The organism is Frateuria sp. sgz306004 (genome assembly GCF_057750885.1).
On the sequence record NZ_JBYLFE010000005.1, the window covers coordinates 443,799 to 459,920 of the forward strand.

15 protein-coding genes are annotated in these 16,122 nt (G+C 65.2%); 7 read left to right on the forward strand and 8 right to left on the reverse strand.

Annotation, left to right across the window (positions count from 1 at the left end):
- Window positions 1-77: 77 nt before the first annotated feature.
- Window positions 78-317, reverse strand: coding sequence for a hypothetical protein (locus AC3G2C_RS13430; RefSeq protein ID WP_488385120.1), 240 nt, complete (start codon window positions 315-317; stop codon window positions 78-80).
- Between the two features lie 352 nt (window positions 318-669).
- Here AC3G2C_RS13430 and AC3G2C_RS13435 point away from each other — a divergent pair, with 352 nt between their 5' ends.
- The 3 genes from AC3G2C_RS13435 to AC3G2C_RS13445 all read left to right on the forward strand — a co-directional run bounded on the left by AC3G2C_RS13435 (window position 670) and on the right by AC3G2C_RS13445 (window position 3,180).
- Window positions 670-1,551: a 23S rRNA (adenine(2030)-N(6))-methyltransferase RlmJ gene (locus AC3G2C_RS13435; RefSeq protein ID WP_488385121.1), complete on the forward strand. Its 882-nt coding sequence runs from the start codon at window positions 670-672 to the stop codon at window positions 1,549-1,551.
- A 90-nt stretch (window positions 1,552-1,641) separates the two neighbouring features.
- Entirely contained in the window at window positions 1,642-2,160 is a 519-nt protein-coding gene (locus AC3G2C_RS13440) for a Slp family lipoprotein (protein WP_488385122.1), read from the forward strand.
- 111 nt (window positions 2,161-2,271) lie between these two features.
- Window positions 2,272-3,180 (forward strand): cation diffusion facilitator family transporter, encoded by a 909-nt coding sequence (locus AC3G2C_RS13445; RefSeq protein ID WP_488385123.1) that lies wholly within the window; start codon window positions 2,272-2,274, stop codon window positions 3,178-3,180.
- Between the two features lie 12 nt (window positions 3,181-3,192).
- Here the strand turns inward: AC3G2C_RS13445 and AC3G2C_RS13450 are convergent, their stop codons facing one another.
- Complete coding sequence (locus tag AC3G2C_RS13450; protein WP_488385124.1) at window positions 3,193-3,588, reverse strand: VOC family protein; 396 nt, start codon at window positions 3,586-3,588, stop codon at window positions 3,193-3,195.
- A gap of 3 nt (window positions 3,589-3,591) precedes the next feature.
- Window positions 3,592-3,966, reverse strand: coding sequence for an MmcQ/YjbR family DNA-binding protein (locus AC3G2C_RS13455; protein ID WP_488385125.1), 375 nt, complete (start codon window positions 3,964-3,966; stop codon window positions 3,592-3,594).
- Between the two features lie 184 nt (window positions 3,967-4,150).
- On the opposite strand from AC3G2C_RS13455, the gene AC3G2C_RS13460 reads away from it, so the two are divergent.
- The 3 genes from AC3G2C_RS13460 (at window position 4,151) to AC3G2C_RS13470 (ending at window position 9,823) form a co-directional block, all read left to right on the forward strand.
- Window positions 4,151-4,753, forward strand: coding sequence for a GNAT family N-acetyltransferase (locus AC3G2C_RS13460; protein WP_488385126.1), 603 nt, complete (start codon window positions 4,151-4,153; stop codon window positions 4,751-4,753).
- A 115-nt stretch (window positions 4,754-4,868) separates the two neighbouring features.
- The gene (gene mfd, locus AC3G2C_RS13465) at window positions 4,869-8,324 is read left to right on the forward strand and encodes a transcription-repair coupling factor (RefSeq protein ID WP_488385127.1); all 3,456 of its coding nucleotides are present in this window, start codon (window positions 4,869-4,871) and stop codon (window positions 8,322-8,324) included.
- A gap of 341 nt (window positions 8,325-8,665) precedes the next feature.
- Window positions 8,666-9,823, forward strand: coding sequence for a calcium:cation antiporter (locus AC3G2C_RS13470; protein ID WP_488385128.1), 1,158 nt, complete (start codon window positions 8,666-8,668; stop codon window positions 9,821-9,823).
- Window positions 9,824-9,895: 72 nt separating this feature from the next.
- On the opposite strand, the gene egtD is transcribed toward AC3G2C_RS13470, so the two are convergent.
- Both egtD and egtB read right to left on the reverse strand, forming a co-directional pair.
- Complete coding sequence (gene egtD, locus AC3G2C_RS13475; protein ID WP_488385129.1) at window positions 9,896-10,891, reverse strand: L-histidine N(alpha)-methyltransferase; 996 nt, start codon at window positions 10,889-10,891, stop codon at window positions 9,896-9,898.
- Window positions 10,888-12,141 (reverse strand): ergothioneine biosynthesis protein EgtB, encoded by a 1,254-nt coding sequence (gene egtB, locus AC3G2C_RS13480; protein WP_488385130.1) that lies wholly within the window; start codon window positions 12,139-12,141, stop codon window positions 10,888-10,890. The genes egtD and egtB overlap by 4 nt, the downstream gene beginning before the upstream one ends.
- Window positions 12,142-12,357: 216 nt before the next feature.
- Here egtB and AC3G2C_RS13485 point away from each other — a divergent pair, with 216 nt between their 5' ends.
- Window positions 12,358-12,780: a DUF6491 family protein gene (locus AC3G2C_RS13485; protein WP_488385131.1), complete on the forward strand. Its 423-nt coding sequence runs from the start codon at window positions 12,358-12,360 to the stop codon at window positions 12,778-12,780.
- Between the two features lie 71 nt (window positions 12,781-12,851).
- Here the strand turns inward: AC3G2C_RS13485 and AC3G2C_RS13490 are convergent, their stop codons facing one another.
- The 3 genes from AC3G2C_RS13490 to AC3G2C_RS13500 form a co-directional block, all read right to left on the reverse strand.
- Entirely contained in the window at window positions 12,852-13,202 is a 351-nt protein-coding gene (locus AC3G2C_RS13490) for a hypothetical protein (protein WP_488385132.1), read from the reverse strand.
- Between the two features lie 124 nt (window positions 13,203-13,326).
- Complete coding sequence (gene rlmKL, locus AC3G2C_RS13495; RefSeq protein WP_488385133.1) at window positions 13,327-15,534, reverse strand: bifunctional 23S rRNA (guanine(2069)-N(7))-methyltransferase RlmK/23S rRNA (guanine(2445)-N(2))-methyltransferase RlmL; 2,208 nt, start codon at window positions 15,532-15,534, stop codon at window positions 13,327-13,329.
- Window positions 15,531-16,055 (reverse strand): alpha/beta hydrolase, encoded by a 525-nt coding sequence (locus tag AC3G2C_RS13500; protein ID WP_488385134.1) that lies wholly within the window; start codon window positions 16,053-16,055, stop codon window positions 15,531-15,533. The genes rlmKL and AC3G2C_RS13500 overlap by 4 nt, the downstream gene beginning before the upstream one ends.
- Window positions 16,056-16,122 lie beyond the last annotated feature (67 nt).

The window sequence follows — 16,122 nt, forward strand, 5'->3', positions numbered from 1 at the left end:
TTGCTCCGTCATTCGCACCCTTTGCAAAGGGCGCGTCGAATCCACCGACTGGTCGGTTGCTTACCTTGGATGGCGATCTAGACGAGCGGTGGTCGCAAAGGTGGTTCGTCGGCGGGCTGCGGCGGCACCTGGCGATAAACCCGCCAAATGGCTTGAGCCGGAGCTGCCTGCGGCAGCTTGGTCGCCGCGATGACGGGCGCGTACAGCGCAGCGTGCGAGCAGCAGTTGTCAGGCATGACCGTGTCGGTCTGCCCTGCGTCGTGGTGGTGACCGCTCGTGCCATGCGACATGCCGACCATGCCGGCAACGGAATCCATGGATGCACAACAGTCGGTTTGCTGAGCCCAGACCGCACTGGCCAGCGCAAGCCACGCGCACAACGCCAGCGCGAACAGCGCGCGGCAGTGGCGAAGGTGGCGGAATGGAGAGCGGGTCATGCCCGGAGGATAGTCGCGCGAAAGAGGTGGCTCAACTCTTGAGGAGGGTCCACGGGGCCTCAGCCGGTCACCGGCGCCGGGCAGGCCCTGTCGCACACCGGCCTGGTGGCTCAAGCCAGCGCCGCACCAAGGTTGGGAAGCGCTCAAAGCTGCCGTTGACCAGGCGCATCCGACGAGCCGGGCCTCGCCCTACCCTATACTCGAGCATCACATATCGCCGCGTCCCGTCTTCATGAACTACCGCCACGCCTATCACGCCGGCAACTTTGCCGACGTTCTCAAGCACACCGTGCAGCTCGCCCTCATCGAGTCACTGCAGGCCAAAGCGACGCCGCTCGCGTACATCGACACGCATGCGGGCAGTGGCTGCTATGCACTGGATAGCGCCGAAGCGGGCAAGACCGGCGAGTACAAGGACGGCATCGCGCGACTGCTGTTTCCCGACCTGCATGCCGGCAACGGCCATGCCGGGCCGCTACCGCCGCTGCTGCGCCGCTGGCTGGACAGCATTCTCAAGCTGCCTGGCAACGAGCATGGGCTCAAGTTGTATCCCGGCTCGCCGCTGCAGGCCGCACGCACCATGCGCGAGGGTGATAGCGCGCATCTGTGCGAACTGCATCCGGAGGAAGCCGTGCGCTTGCGTGAACTCTTTCATCACGACAAACGCGTGCACGTGCACCAGCGCAATGGCTACGAAGCTCTGAAGGCTCTGCTGCCGCCCAAAGAAAAGCGCGGACTGGTGCTGATCGACCCGCCGTATGAAGCCCAGGAGGCGGAGTACCGCGTGATCGAGCAGGCACTGAAAGCGGCGTTGGAGCGTTGGCCCACCGGCGTCTACGCGGTGTGGTATCCGATCAAGCTGCGCAGTCAGGTGCAACCCTTCCATCGCTGGCTGGAACGCTGCGGCGCCCGACGCGTGCTTCGCGCCGAGTTGCTGGTGCATGGCGACGACTCGCCGCTGCGGCTCAACGGCTCGGGCATGGTGGTACTCAACGCGCCTTGGAAGCTGGACGATGCGCTGCGCGAGCCCCTGAGGGCGATGGCGAAGTTGCTGTCGCAGGAGCGCCCCGCCCAATGGCGCCTGGACTGGCTGGTGGAAGACACCGCCAGCTGAACCCACCGCATCCTCAGGCACGGCTGTCTACCGGCGACCGGTGTGGCCCGTTAAGCTGGACATATCGCTACCCGTTTGCCGGAGACCGCCATGTCCCTTCGCCTCGCCAAACTGATTCGCCAAGGTCTCCTTCCGGCCAGTCTGCTTGCCCTGTCGGCTTGTGCACCGGCGCCTATCTACAAGCCCACGACCAGCACTGTGGCAGTGGCGCCCAACATGGTGGCGCAAACGCCTGAGCGCTACGCCAACGCCGATGTCATCTGGGGTGGCCGCGTGGTCGAAGTGCGCAACCTGCCCGACCATAGCGAAGTGGAGATTGTGGGTTATCCACTGGATAACTCGCAGCGCCCCAAGGTCGACGACAACGGTGGCTGGGGCCGCTTCATTGCCGTGATGCCGGGCTACGTCGAACCGTACAACTATCCTTCCGGCTCGCTGGTGACGCTGGCTGGCCGCCTTACCGGCAACCGCGCCGGCAACGTGGGCCAAGCCAACTATGTGTTCCCGCTGGTGAGCGTGGCGCAATCGCATGTTTGGACGGCGGCCGAAATGCAAAGCGGCCGATCCAACGTGAGCTTCGGCCTGGGCCTGGGCGTGGGCATCCGCTGATCCACCATCATCCGAACGGCCTCGCGCCGTTCGGATAACAAGACACGGCAAGCGCATCGACACCGGCCTCTCAGCCGGTACACTGCCGCCTTCGTTCCAGGGGAAGGCGCGATGTCCAGTCAGGCCAATTCGCTCAGGGCTATCTTGCTCGCGCTCGGCGCGAACTTCGCTATTTTCGTCAGCAAGTTGGTGGCTGCGTTGGTGACCGGCTCAGGGGCCATGCTGGCCGAGGCCGTGCATTCGCTGGCCGATTGCGGCAACCAGGGCCTGCTGCTGTTCGGCATGCGCCAAGCCGGCCGCCCCCCTTCCGACGAATACCCGCTCGGCTGGGGCCGCGCCCTGTATTTCTGGTCGTTCCTGGTGGCGATACTGCTGTTCAGCGTGGGCGGCATGTTTTCCATCTACGAAGGCATCCATAAGCTCAGCCAACCGGAACCGCTGAAATGGCCGTGGCTGGCTATCGGCGTGCTGGCCTTTGGCGTGGTGGCCGAGTCCATTTCCATGCACGGATGCCTCAAGGAAGTGAACAAGGCGCGCGAAGGTCGCAGCCTGTGGCGCTGGTTCCGCGAGACCCGCTCAAGCGAACTGCTGGTGATCTTCGGCGAGGACCTCGCCGCGCTACTCGGCCTGATGGTGGCGCTGGTGGCAGTCGTCGCCACCATGCTCACCGGCAACCTGCTGTATGACGCGGTGGGCACCATCGTTATCGGCGTGCTGCTGGTGATCGTCGCCATTGCTGTGGCGAGCGAAGTGAAAGACCTGCTCATCGGCCAAGGCGTGGAACCCAAACGCCGCGAGCAGATCATCGCCTTCGTCAACGCACGTCCCGAGGTAGACGCGGTGCTCAACCTGATCACCCTGCAGATGGGCCAGGACGTGATGGTGGCGGTAAAAGCACGCATGTCGCCCGCGCCCGACCAACGCACGCTGATCGAGGGCATCAACAACGTGGAGCGCGCCATGAAGGCCCAGTTCCCGGATATCCGCTGGAGTTTCTTCGAGCCGGACGTGACGGACTAGGCGCCGTGGCGCTCAGCTCGACTTGAGCTGCAAGAGATCCCACTTGTTGCCGTACAAGTCCTGGAACACCACCACGGTGCCATAAGCCTCTTCGCGTGGCTCTTCGCAGAACACGGCGCCCGCTGCACTCATGCGCTGGTAATCGCGCCAGAAGTCGTCGGTGTGCAACAGCAGGAATACGCGTCCGCCGGTTTGATCGCCCACGCGGGCGCGCTGCTCATCCGTGCTGGCCTTGGCCAACAGCAGGCGCGTTTCGGTTGCTCCTGGCGGCTGCACGACCACCCAACGCTTGCCGCCACCCATGTCGGTGTCTTCCAGCAACTGAAAACCCAGCACGCGGGTGTACCAGGCAATGGCCTCGTCGTAGTCGGCCACGACCAGGGCGATGCTTCCGAGATACTGCTTCACTGGTTACTCCTGCGGCCAGGGGCCCAGGGCCGCCTGCATCTTTTTGGTGAGCTTGGCGCGGATCAGGCCATAAGCCGTGCCGATCAACGTGGATAGTTCGGCCGTGGTGAAGCGTTGCGGCTCGACCACCGAAATCCAGCGCGCGCGCGCCAGGTAGGGGGCGGCGATCATACCTGGTTGGTCACTCAACTCCAGGAAGCGATCGTCTTCCACCTTGAACGACAAGCGGCCGCCATATACCGGCATCACCACGAACATCTTGCCGCCGACACTAAACACCAAGTCCTCGCCCCACTTGATGTCGCGCGTGACGCCCGGCCAGTGCCCGCACAGGGCCTCCAGTTGGTCCGGGGTGATGCCTTTCTTCGCTGCAGCCATGCCCTTCACTCTCCATCCACGCCTCGGCGTTCCCGATACCGCATTGTGACGCAGGGGAAGAACTAGCCCAACGTCATCCCAACGGCAGAAAACGCAATGCGCTGCGACATAGCGCCGCCCAATAACGTGCTGACGAAGGGAATTTGTTCATGTTGCACTGCACACAATACGGTAAAGTATGGCCATGAGCCCCGCCATCGACCTTTCCCATCCCCGGCACGCGACCCCGCCGCCGCGCAGTCGTGACCGCTACGCCCGCCCGCAGTTGGTTCCGGCCCCCAAAGGCGAGGTAGTGCACACCCATGATGGCCGCGAACTGCGTCTGCGCGATATCGAGCCAGGCGACGTGGCGGCGCTCAAGCGCCAGTTTGGCCGGTTGTCCCCTGAGGACATCCGGCGCCGGTTCCTGCATTGCATGTCCGAGCTGCCCGACCCCATGGCGCAGCGGCTGTGCCGCATCGACCCCACAGTGGAAACCGCCTTCGTGCTGATGGACGAGACGGTCAAGCCCGCCGAGCTGCGTGGCGTGGGCCGCATCTACGTGGACGTAACCGCCAACAGCGCGGAGTTCTCCGTGCTGGTGGAGCACGACTGGACCCGCCAGGGCCTGGGCGCCCTGCTCATGCAGCGGCTGGTGGACGATTGCCGCCGCCGCGGCCTGAGCGAGATCTGGGGCTACGTGCTGCTGGAGAACCGCCCGATGCTGCAGCTGTGCAAGGAGCTGGGCTTCGTGCGACGCCTGAGCCCCGACGAGCCGGGCACCACGCAGATCGCCCTGCAGCTCTGATCCCTCACTCTCCCTGATGTGAAGCACCGCCCCGGCATGCCGGGGCGGTCGCGTTACACTTGCCCGCTTTCCTGGCGCGGCTCGCTGGCGGCGCCCCTCGAACCTTGGCGTACGCATGGCGAACACGATTCCGCACCCCTCCCTGCCCACCACGCCCAAGCAGCGCCGCTTCTGGGCATCGCCGCAAGGCTCCTCGCGCGCCCTGCTGGTGGCCGAAGCCGCGCGCTCGCACCAGGGCCTGCTGGTGGCCGTGACTCGTGACACGCAGCGCGCGCATGCGTTGGAGGACGAGCTGCGCATCTTTGCCGGCAACCTGCCGGTGCTGCATTTCCCCGACTGGGAAACCCTGCCCTACGACGTGTTCAGCCCGCACCCGGACATCGTCTCCCAGCGCATCGCCACGCTGTTCCAGCTCCCGCATACCCAGCGCGGCGTGCTGGTGGTACCCATCGCCACCCTGATGCAGCGCATCGCACCGCTGAGTCACATCACGGGCGCCGGGCTGGTGGTGAAGAAGGGCCAGAAGATGGACCTGGCCACCGAGCAGCGCCGCCTGGAGGCGGCCGGCTACCGCAACGTGCCGCAGGTGGCCGAACCCGGCGATTTCGCCGTGCGTGGCGCGTTGATCGACATTTTCCCGATGGGCGCCGTCGAGCCGTATCGCATCGAGCTGTTCGATGACGAGGTGGAATCCATCCGCAGCTTCGACCCGGAAACCCAGCGCTCCCAGCAGCCGGTAGATGACATCAAGCTGCTGCCCGCACGCGAGTTCCCGCTCACCGAGGGCGCTGCCAAGGATTTCCGCACTCGCCTGCGCGAGCGCTTCCCCATCGACGTGCGCCGCTGTCCGCTCTATCAGGACATGAAGGAAGGCGTGACGCCGGGCGGCATCGAGTACTACCTGCCGCTGTTCTTCGAACAGACTGCGACCCTGTTCGATTACCTTGCCGACAACGCGGTGTTCCTGTTGGGCGAGAACGCGCTCGACGCGGCCGAACAGTTCTGGACGCAGACGGGAGAGCGCTACGATCAGCGCGCGCACGACATCGAGCGCCCCGTGCTGCCTCCGGCCGAGCTGTACCTGGCACCCGAACAACTCCGCGAGCAACTCAACAAACGCCTGCGCGTGGAGCTGGTGGAAAGCAGCCACGAACATGCGCTGCCCAGCGGTACCCAGCCGGCGCCCGAGCTGCCGCTCAACCGCAAAGGCGAGGAACCGGGCACCTCGTTGCGCCACTTCCTGGCCAACTACCCGGGCCGCGTGCTGATTGCCGCCGACTCGGCCGGCCGACGCGAAGCGCTGATCGAACAACTCGCCAGCGCTGGTCTTAAACCCGACACCATCGACGGCTGGCAAGCCTTTGCGCAGGGCCGCGACACGCTGCGCCTGGCCATCACCATCGCCAGTCTGGAGCAGGGCTTTGCGCTGAACGAGCCGGCGCTCACCGTGCTTACCGAGCGCGAGCTGTTCGGCGAGCGTGTGCGCACCGACCGCAAGCGCCGCCGTGGCGCCGCGCGCGATCCGGACAGCATCATCCGCGATCTGACCGAGCTCACCATCGGCGCGCCGATCGTGCATGTCGATCATGGCGTGGGCCGGTACCAGGGCCTGGTCTCCATGGAACTGGGCGGCATGGAGGGCGAGTTCCTCACCATCGAATACGCCAAGGGCGACAAGCTCTATGTGCCGGTGGCGCAACTGGGGCTGGTGAGTCGCTACACCGGCACCTCGCCCGATCTCGCGCCGCTGCACTCGCTGGGCGGCGATGCCTGGGAGCGCGCTCGCCGCAAGGCCGCGGAGAAGGTGCGTGACGTGGCGGCCGAACTGCTCGCCATCTATGCACAACGCGAGGCGCGCGGCGGCGAATCCATGCCGATCGATCGCCAACTGGTGGAGGAATTCGGCGCCAGTTTCCCCTTCGAGGAAACCCCGGACCAATTGCAGGCCATCGATGCGGTGCTCGGCGACCTGGCCGCTCCGCGCGCCATGGATCGCGTGATTTGTGGCGACGTAGGCTTCGGCAAGACCGAGGTGGCGCTGCGCGCCGCGTTCGCCGCCGCCACGGCCGGCAGGCAGGTGGCCGTGCTGGTGCCTACCACCCTGCTGGCCCAGCAGCATTACCGCAACTTCGCCGACCGCTTTGCCGACTGGCCGGTGCGTGTGGACGTGCTCTCGCGCTTCAAGTCCACCAAGGAAGTGAACGAGGCACTCAAGCGCCTGGCCGAAGGACAGATCGACGTGATCGTAGGCACGCACAAGCTGCTCGCGCCAGAGATCAAATTCAAGAGCCTTGGCTTGGTAGTGGTGGACGAAGAACAACGCTTCGGCGTGCGCCAGAAGGAGCAGCTGAAGAAGCTGCGCGCCGAAGTGGACCTGCTCACCATGACGGCCACGCCGATCCCCCGCACGCTCAACATGGCGATGAGCGGCCTGCGCGACCTGTCGCTGATCGCCACGCCGCCGGCGCATCGCATGGCGGTACGCACCTTCATTTCACCGTGGGAACCGGCACTGATTCGCGAAGCCTTCCAGCGCGAGCTGCAACGCGGCGGCCAGGTGTATTTCCTGCACAACGAGGTGGACACCATCGAGCGCGCCGCGCGCGAGGTGGAGGAACTCATTCCCGAGGCGCGCATCGGCATCGCGCACGGCCAGATGCCCGAGCGCGAGTTGGAACGCGTGATGGCCGACTTCCATCGCCAGCGCTTCAACGTGTTGGTGTGCACCACCATCATCGAAACCGGCATCGACATTCCCACCGCCAACACCATCGTCATCAACCGCGCCGACCGCTTCGGCCTGGCGCAGCTGCACCAGTTGCGCGGCCGCGTGGGTCGATCGCACCACCGCGCGTATGCCTACCTCGTGGTACCTGACCGCAAGGCCATGACGGCCGACGCGGAAAAGCGCCTGGAGGCTATCGCTTCGCTGGAAGAGCTTGGCGCGGGCTTTACCCTCGCCACGCACGACCTGGAAATCCGCGGCGCGGGCGAACTGCTGGGCGACGAACAATCCGGCCAGATCCAGGAAATCGGTTTTGGCCTCTACACCGAACTGCTGGAGCGCGCGGTGCGTGCACTCAAGTCCGGCAAGGTGCCTGATTTCGACCTGAGCAGCGAGCACGAGACGGAAGTGGAGCTGCATCTTCCGGCGCTGATTCCCGACGACTACCTGCCCGACGTGCATACCCGCCTGACGCTGTACAAACGCATCGCCAGCGCACGCACCGACGAGCACCTGCGCGACTTGCAGGTGGAGATGATCGACCGCTTCGGCCTGCTGCCCGATGCGGCGAAGCAGTTGTTTGCAGTCGCCACGCTCAAGCTCATGGCTACGCCGCTGGGCATCCGCAAGCTGGATTTCGGCGCCAACGGCGGCCGCATTACCTTCCGCGACAAGCCGGAAGTGGACCCCATGGCGATCATCCGCCTGATCCAGGGCCAGCCGCGCGTGTACAAGCTCGACGGCCAGGACAAGCTCAAGGCGAACCTGGAGTTGCCGGGCGCCACCGAGCGCATCCGCGCCGCGCAGGAAGTGCTTATCCAACTCGGTGCCCGCCGTCCGGCCTAAGGGCCCGTTCTCGATCTTGCTTTCCTACGGGCGGTCGCTCGGGTGCCGCCCCCTCAACCCTCGTTTCCTCGCACCCCGGCTTTGTCCGGGGCGCGTTGGCGCGCGCGTGGCCGCGAATCGGAGGCCGAATGGGTGGCCGAAGGAAATCCCTCGGCCAGGCTCGGGACGCCGGCTGAGCGCATGAAATGACCATCACCGACTGACGATGCTGCGAACGGCAACGTAAAACGGCATACCATGGGGAGAGAGGCAGGCACGCCTGCGTTGCGCCGCTCGCCCGGCCACACGCCCTTCATGGCAATGTGGCACATCGAACAACAACTCATAGAGCCGGAGTCACCATGGCCCACGAAGCGTCCCTCGCCGGACAAGACCCGCCGATCTTCACCCCCAAGATGCTGATACGCCCAGCCATCGCCTGGATCACCGTCGCCCTGTTCCTGGTGTTCGGCTCGGACTGGATGGCGCACCTGAGCCGCCACGAGATCGGCCTGTCGCTGTTCGCGTGGTTGTTCTTCGTGATCGTGTGGGTGTCCTTCGGCGTGGTGCACGAGGCGGAGGAACTGGCCGGCCTGCTGGGCGAGCCCGTGGGTACGCTGGTACTCACGCTATCCATCGTGATTATCGAGGTGGTGTTGATCTCGGCGGTGATGCTGGGCGCGGGCGATACCTCCACGCTGGCGCGCGACACCATGTTCGCGGTGCTCATGATCGTGCTCAACGGCGTGGTGGGCCTGGGCCTGCTGATCGGCGGCATGCGCCACCATGAGCAGGCGTTCAACCTGCATGGCGCCACCGCGTATCTGGCCGTGATCATCCCGCTCGCGACCATCGCGCTGGTGCTGCCCAACTTCACCGCATCCACACCCGACGGCACGCTCACACCCATCCAGGCGGTGAGCTTCTCCATTCTCACCATCGCCATGTACGGCGTGTTTCTGTGGCTGCAGACTGGTCGCCATAAGGGCTACTTCGTCGCGCCCCGCTCGGACACCGACGCCAACGTGCCGGAAGAGCTGCCGCCGCCACCACGCAAGCCGCGCAAGGGCGAGATGGCCATGCACGTGGTGTTGCTGCTGGTGAACATCCTGCCCATCGTCATCCTGTCCAAGAGCTTGGCCAAGGTGCTGGACTACGGCATTGCCGCCACCGGCGCCCCGCCTTCGCTGGGCGGCATCATCATCGCCATGCTCGTGTTTACGCCGGAAGGCCTTTCAGCGCTCATCGCGATCCGACGCGACCAGCTCACCCGAGCGATCAATCTGTGCCTGGGCGGCGCAGCTTCCACAGTCGGCCTGACGGTGCCGGCGGTATTGGCCATCGGCCTGTTCACCGGCAAACCCGTGGTGCTGGGGCTTCCGCCCGCCAGCATCGTGTTGCTGGCCTCCACACTGATCCTCAGCAGCAACACCTTCTCTGGCTGGCGAACCACCATGCTGGAAGGTGCGGTGCACTTGTCGATGTTCGCGGTATTCCTGGTGCTGGTGTTCAGCCCCTAGACCCGCCGATGACGAATGCGACCCGGCCGGGGCTTCAGGCCCCGTGCCGGATCGATCCCATATCGAACGTGTTCAGTCCAGCGCCGGAGCGACCACACTGGCACGCTCCAGGTAGTACACCGCGAACATGCGCTGGGGGTCGTTCCAGGCATGCGTTACCTGTAAACCGGCGCGCGCGGCCAGCGCCGCAAAGTCAGCAGGTGAGTACTTGCAGCTGTACTCCACCTGCATGGCCTCTTCAGCGCCAAAATTCACCTGCTGGCGCCCCACCCGCACGCGCTGCTCGCGCGCACTGACCAGGAAGGTCTCGATGCGCCCCGCCATGGCGTTGTAGTGCGCGCGATGGCGAAACGCAGCCAGGTCGAAGTTGCAACCGATCTCGCGATTGAGCCGCACCAGCATGTTGAGGGTGAACTCGGCGGTGACCCCGGCACGATCGTTATAGGCGGCTTCGAGCGTCGCCGTGTCCTTCTTCAAGTCGGCGCCAATGAGTATGCCGCCGTTGTCGCCCATCTCGCTGCGCATCTTGCGCAGCAAGTCCGCCGCATCGCGTGCTTCGAAATTGCCGATGGTGGAGCCCGGGAAGTACAGCACTGTACGACGCGGCGCTCTCGGCGGAATCGGCAGGCGCAGGGCACGGGTGAAGTCGCCTGACAGGGGCTGCACGGGAAGCGCCGGGAATTGCTCCCCAAGCACCTCCACACAGGCACGCAACGGCTCGGCCGAAATCTCCACCGGCACGTAGGACACCGGCGAGCGCAGATGTTGCAGCAGCATGCGCGTTTTGATCGCATGGCCGCTGCCGTATTCAACCAGGCGCACGTTATCGCCCAGCACCTCGGCCATCTCCGCCGCATGGGCCTGCATCAGCGCGATTTCGCAACGTGTCAGGTAATACTCCGGCTGCTCGCAGATGGCTTCGAACAACTGCGAGCCTCGCTCGTCGTAAAACAGCCAGGACGGCAATCGCTTGGGCTGCGCGCGCAAACCACGCTGCACGATTCCGGTAAGGTCGTCGACGGGCGGACGACGGTCGTCGTCACGGAGGTCGAAGGCTTGCATGGTCATCGGTCTTGCCCCAATCGAATGCCCATGAACTGCCAACGTGCATGGGGTGGGAAGAAATTCCGGTAGCTCGCGCGCACATGGTCACGTGGCGTTACGCAGGAACCGCCGCGCAATACCCATTGGCCGCACATGAACTTGCCGTTGTATTCGCCCAGCGAGCCCGCCAGCGGGCGGAAGCCGGGATAGCTGATGTATGGCGAGGCGGTCCATTCCCACACATCGCCGAACATCTGTAGCAAGCCGCCCTCCGGCGACGCGGCGCGAGGATGAAAGCACTGCTCGTCGAGCAGATTGCCGCGCACCGGCAGCTTCTGGGCCGCACTTTCCCACTCAGCCTCGGTCGGCAGGCGCGCCCCCGCCCAACGGGCAAAGGCATCCGCCTCGTAATAACTGACATGACTGACCGGCGCGTGCGGGTCGATGGCCTGAACACCAGCGAGAGTGAACTCGCTCGCCAAATCGTCATGCCAATAGAGCGGACGCGACCACTGCTCTCGACACACCGTGTCCCAGCCGTCGGACAGCCACAACGAAGGCTCGCGATAACCGCCGTCATGAACGAACGCGGCGTATTCCGCATTCGTCACCAGCCGGTTGGCCAGCGCATGCGGTGCCAACAGCACCGGATGGCGCGGCGACTCGTTGTCAAAGGCAAAACCCGCACCATCGTGACCCATCTCACCGATACCGCACTGTCCCTCGACGAAGTCCAATGCCGTCGCGGACACGCTGGTGGACGCAGCCAGACGCGACACATAGGCCGGCTGCAAGGGATTGATCGAGAACGCATGCTTGATGTCGGTGAGCAACAGTTCCTGATGTTGTTGCTCGTGATGCAGCCCCAACTCCAGTGCCGCCAGCAACGCACTACCCATGCCGCGCTGCAGTCGCTCGCACACGGCATCATCCACGTGCTCGCGATAGTCCATTATCTGCTGCACGCTCGGACGGGAGAGCAGCCCGCGACGAGGCCGCGCATGCATCGGCCCCACCGACTGGTAGTAGGAATTGAACAGGTAATGCCACTCCGCGTGTGGCGAGCGGTAATCCCCCTCGCGCTCCAGCACAAACTGTTCGAAGAACCAGGTTGTGTGCGCCAGGTGCCACTTGGCCGGGCTGGCGTCGGGCATGGACTGCACCATCATGTCCTCGGCGCTCAAGGGGGCGCACAAGGCCGCGCTGCGTGCGCGAATATGGCGAAAACGCTGTAGAAGGGCCTCGGCTTTCAAGGCCGACGGTGCCAAGGTCATGTTGGCCTCCCGCTCCCTGCGAAAGCACGCTTATTGCTCATATGACTCAAGATAAGCTTCACCGCCAGACCATCGGTTCGGAACATTCGCGCACCTTGCCCAACCAACCGTTCACATTGCGTGATGCGCCGATGGCAGAGTCTTTACAAGCCTGTACGCCGGATATCTCGCCGCGCGTTATCCGAAGGGCGTCCCTTCCCACAGTGAGGTGACCGTATGAAAACCAGGACTTCCCTGCTGCTTGCCGGTGCGCTGGCCGCCGCATCCTTCGGCGCATGGGCCGCCGAGCAGACTCCCGCCTATACCCCGCTGCGCCCCATCAGCGAGTGCCTGCGCCCCGACCGCATCAATGAGTGGTACGTGGTAGACGCGCAGACGGTGATCGCACGCACGGGCCCCGATCATTACGAGGTGAAGCTCCAGGCCAAATGTCCGCAACTGGGAATAGGTCAGAGCCTGCGCTTTCACGCCAACCAATCCAATATGGCGGCCGGCATGGGCGCGTTATGCGGCGAGGCTGGCGAGAGCGTGTCTTCACGCAGCCAGCCGCCTTGCGCCGTGCAATCCATCATGAAGATCGACAAGTCGCGATTCCAGGCGCTTGGCGCCAAGGCCACGCAGCACGGCACACAACCGTAACGCTCACACAGAGAACGAAAAAGCCCGGCCAAGGCCGGGCTTTTTCAATGCGCTGCTGCGAACGTTGCGGCTTAGTGGCCGTAACGACGATAGCCGTCGCGGTAGTAATAGCCACCGTGATGGTAGTAACCCGGACGGCCACCCACCACGACGGTCGCGCCCACGGCCGGGCCGTAGTACACGGGAGCCGGCGGGCCGTACACCACCGGAGCCGGGGCGTAGTAGACCGGCGGCGGCGGCGGCGGCGGCGGTGCATAGACCACCGGGGCCGGGGCGTAATAGCCAACGCCGACCACCGGCAGGCCGATGCCCACGTTCAGGCTCACATGACCCGCAAATGCCGGCGCCACAGCGGCGCAGCCGACGAGCATGACGGAAGCCAGCGCAACGCGCTTGACGGTGGAAAGCTTGGACTTATTCATAGTTTGTCTCCCAAGGGAGGCTTGATTCCGATGGCGGGTTGGTAGGCTCCCCCATCGCTCTTTGCCGGGATCAATGCTGTGACTTTCGCGCTGAATCCGCACTGAGTAAAACGCGTGAACCGGCCTATCGCCTACCCTGATTTCGGACGTGGTTCACACTGCCGCCCCAGGGCGATTCCTGCGGTGCCTTGGGCTCGGGGGAGTGCAGCAGCCAACAGCCGTGAATGTCCGAACGGCGGGTGAAGTCGAAGGGAATGCTGGGCACGGTCCACTCCTCGATCCTGAACCGTTCATTCAGCGCCTCACGATCCAGTTTGAAGCGTCGGAAATTGTTCGAGAACACCAGCACGCCGCCCGGTGCCAGGCGTTCGGCACAGGCCAGCAACAGCGCCACGTGGTCGCGCTGCACATCGAAGTCGTCGGCGCGCTTGGAGTTGGAGAACGTCGGCGGATCGACGTAGATCAGGCCGTAGCGTTCGCGATCCTGCTTGAGAAAGCTCACCGCATCGGCCTGCACCAGGCGGTGCTTGGCGCCGGTGAATCCATTCAAAGCCAAGTTGCGCGATGCCCATTCCAGATAGGTGGCGGACAAGTCCACGCTGGTGGTGTCACGCGCGCCGCCAGCGGCGGCATAGACGCTGGCCGTCGCGGTATAGGCGAACAGATTCAGGAAGCGGCGCCCCTTGGCCAGCTCGCGCAACTTGGCGCGCACCAGGCGATGGTCAAGGAACAAGCCGGTATCGAGGTAGTCGGTGAGATTGACCTGGAAGGTCAGACCGCCCTCGTCCACGTTGATGAACTCGCCGCGCTGGTCGAACTGGCCGTACTTGGAGCCACCCTTGCCGCGCTCGCGCGTTTTCAGCGCGATGCGTTCGCGCGGCACGTCCAGTACTTCACCGGCCACGCGCACGATCTCGCGCAGACGGTGACGGGCGGTCTCGGCGGGAATCTCCGCCGGTGCGCGGTATTCCTGGATGTGTAGCCACGGCACACCGGCGACGGTGGTGTACACGTCGATGGCGGCGGCGTATTCGGGCAAATCCTGATCGTAGGCGCGCCAGCAGTGAATGCCCTCGCGCTCCAGGCGCTTGCGCAAGTGGCGCAGATTCTTCTCCAGGCGATTGCGCAGCATCTGCGCGCCTTCGGAGAGTGGCTTGGCTTCACGCGGTGCTTCGCTGCGGGTATGCAGTTCGAAGATCAGCAACTGGGTTTCGAGTGCGCCGTTGTAGAGCGCGTATTTCTTTTCCGCACGCAACGGAATGGCCTGACCCAGCTCGGCATCGCCCGCCAGCACGGCAGCGCGCCAACCGGCGAAGCGCTCGCGCAGGGATTCGCCCAGCGCACGGTACAGGCGCGGCATCTCGACACGATCGCCCAGGCGCTCGCCATACGGCGGATTGGTGATGACCAGGCCGCGCGTGAAACCGGGCGGCGGCGAGACGTGGGTGGCGTCGTGCTTGTCCAGCGTGAGGAAGCCAGATACGCCCGCCTCCTGCGCGTTGCGCTTGGCCGTCTGCACCATGCGCGGGTCGGCGTCGCTGCCGAAGAAGCAGCTGCGCAACGCACGCAGACCGGTTTCGGCGCGCTGACGCGCTTCGTCCAGCAGGCTGCGCCACACGGCGATGTCATGTTGCGCCCAGCCGAGGAAACCGTAGTACTCACGATGCAGACCCGGCGCGACATCCGCCGCCATCCAGGCACCTTCGATCAGCAAGGTGCCCGAGCCGCACATGGGATCGAGCAGCGCGCCGCCTTCGGCGTAGATCTCCGGCCAGCGCGCACGCAGCAACATGGCGGCAGCCAGGTTTTCCTTCAGCGGGGCTTCGCCCTGCAGCTCGCGCCAGCCGCGGCGATGCAGCGGCGCGCCAGCCAGGTCCAGCGACAGCGTGGCGCGATCGCGGCGCAAGCGCAGGTTGATGCGCACGTCCGGCTCATCGGGGTCTACGTCCGGACGCGAGCCATCGCGTTGGCGGAACTGATCCACCACCGCGTCTTTCACGCGCTGGGCGATGAACTGGGTATGGGTGAGCTTGCTCTGCGAGGCATTGGCGTCCACCGCCAGCGTGGCGCGCGGCGCGAGGTGACGCGACCAGTCGATGGATTGCACGCCCGTATAAAGCGCGTCGTCGGTAGCGGCATCGAACTCGGCCAGGGGCATCAGCACGCGACTGGCCAGACGCGACCACAAGCAGGCGCGGTAGGCCATTTCCAGCGTGCCGGCGAAATGCACGCCGGCCAGCGATTCGCGTACGTCCTCGGCGCCCAGCGCGACCAATTCGTCGCGCAGCAGGTATTCCAGGCCCTTCGGGCAAGTGGCGAAGAAGGCGCTCATGCCGCGTTCCACTGGGCGAGAAACAAGCCGAACTGCTCGACAATGCGGTCGAGGCTGTCGCTCAGGCGATGGTCGTCGTCCACCACAATCAGTGGCAGGCGGCGGCGACCGGCGAAGGCGTACACGCCCTCCACCGGGCACACGTCGTCGCGCCAGCCGTGGTAGAGCACGGTGGGCACGCCGTCGGCCGTATCGAAGGCCTGGCGGTAGCCGGGAATCTCGCTGGGCGTGGCCAGCAGGAACAGGCCCGCCACCGGGCGCTGCAGCGAAGCCAGGCCGGACACGAACGAGCCCATGCTCGACCCCACCAGTACGGGCGGCGCCGACAGGGCATCGATGGCCCCCACCAGGCGTTCGAGGCGCGGGTCGACCGAGCCGGCGTGGCCCTTGCGGTCGTCCTCGCGGTAGTCGGGGCGCTGGGTCTGCCAGCCCAGGTTCTGGGCAAAAGCGGCCAGCACACTGACCTTGGTGGCGTCCGGACCGGAGTCCGAGCCGTGCGAAAGAATAATCTGGCCGCGCATCGCGGTCTCCAAAACAACGTCTCAGGCCGCGCATCGTAACAGGCGGCGTTCCGCCCGACCCCGAGCC

Coding starts and splice junctions, on each gene's coding strand:
- AC3G2C_RS13430 (WP_488385120.1), bottom strand. CDS start 317: ATGGATTCCGTTGCCGGCATGGTCGGCATGTCGCATGGCACGAGCGGT.
- AC3G2C_RS13435 (WP_488385121.1), top strand. CDS start 670: ATGAACTACCGCCACGCCTATCACGCCGGCAACTTTGCCGACGTTCTC.
- AC3G2C_RS13440 (WP_488385122.1), top strand. CDS start 1,642: ATGTCCCTTCGCCTCGCCAAACTGATTCGCCAAGGTCTCCTTCCGGCC.
- AC3G2C_RS13445 (WP_488385123.1), top strand. CDS start 2,272: ATGTCCAGTCAGGCCAATTCGCTCAGGGCTATCTTGCTCGCGCTCGGC.
- AC3G2C_RS13455 (WP_488385125.1), bottom strand. CDS start 3,966: ATGGCTGCAGCGAAGAAAGGCATCACCCCGGACCAACTGGAGGCCCTG.
- AC3G2C_RS13460 (WP_488385126.1), top strand. CDS start 4,151: ATGAGCCCCGCCATCGACCTTTCCCATCCCCGGCACGCGACCCCGCCG.
- mfd (WP_488385127.1), top strand. CDS start 4,869: ATGGCGAACACGATTCCGCACCCCTCCCTGCCCACCACGCCCAAGCAG.
- AC3G2C_RS13470 (WP_488385128.1), top strand. CDS start 8,666: ATGGCCCACGAAGCGTCCCTCGCCGGACAAGACCCGCCGATCTTCACC.
- egtD (WP_488385129.1), bottom strand. CDS start 10,891: ATGACCATGCAAGCCTTCGACCTCCGTGACGACGACCGTCGTCCGCCC.
- egtB (WP_488385130.1), bottom strand. CDS start 12,141: ATGACCTTGGCACCGTCGGCCTTGAAAGCCGAGGCCCTTCTACAGCGT.
- AC3G2C_RS13485 (WP_488385131.1), top strand. CDS start 12,358: ATGAAAACCAGGACTTCCCTGCTGCTTGCCGGTGCGCTGGCCGCCGCA.
- AC3G2C_RS13490 (WP_488385132.1), bottom strand. CDS start 13,202: ATGAATAAGTCCAAGCTTTCCACCGTCAAGCGCGTTGCGCTGGCTTCC.
- rlmKL (WP_488385133.1), bottom strand. CDS start 15,534: ATGAGCGCCTTCTTCGCCACTTGCCCGAAGGGCCTGGAATACCTGCTG.
- AC3G2C_RS13500 (WP_488385134.1), bottom strand. CDS start 16,055: ATGCGCGGCCAGATTATTCTTTCGCACGGCTCGGACTCCGGTCCGGAC.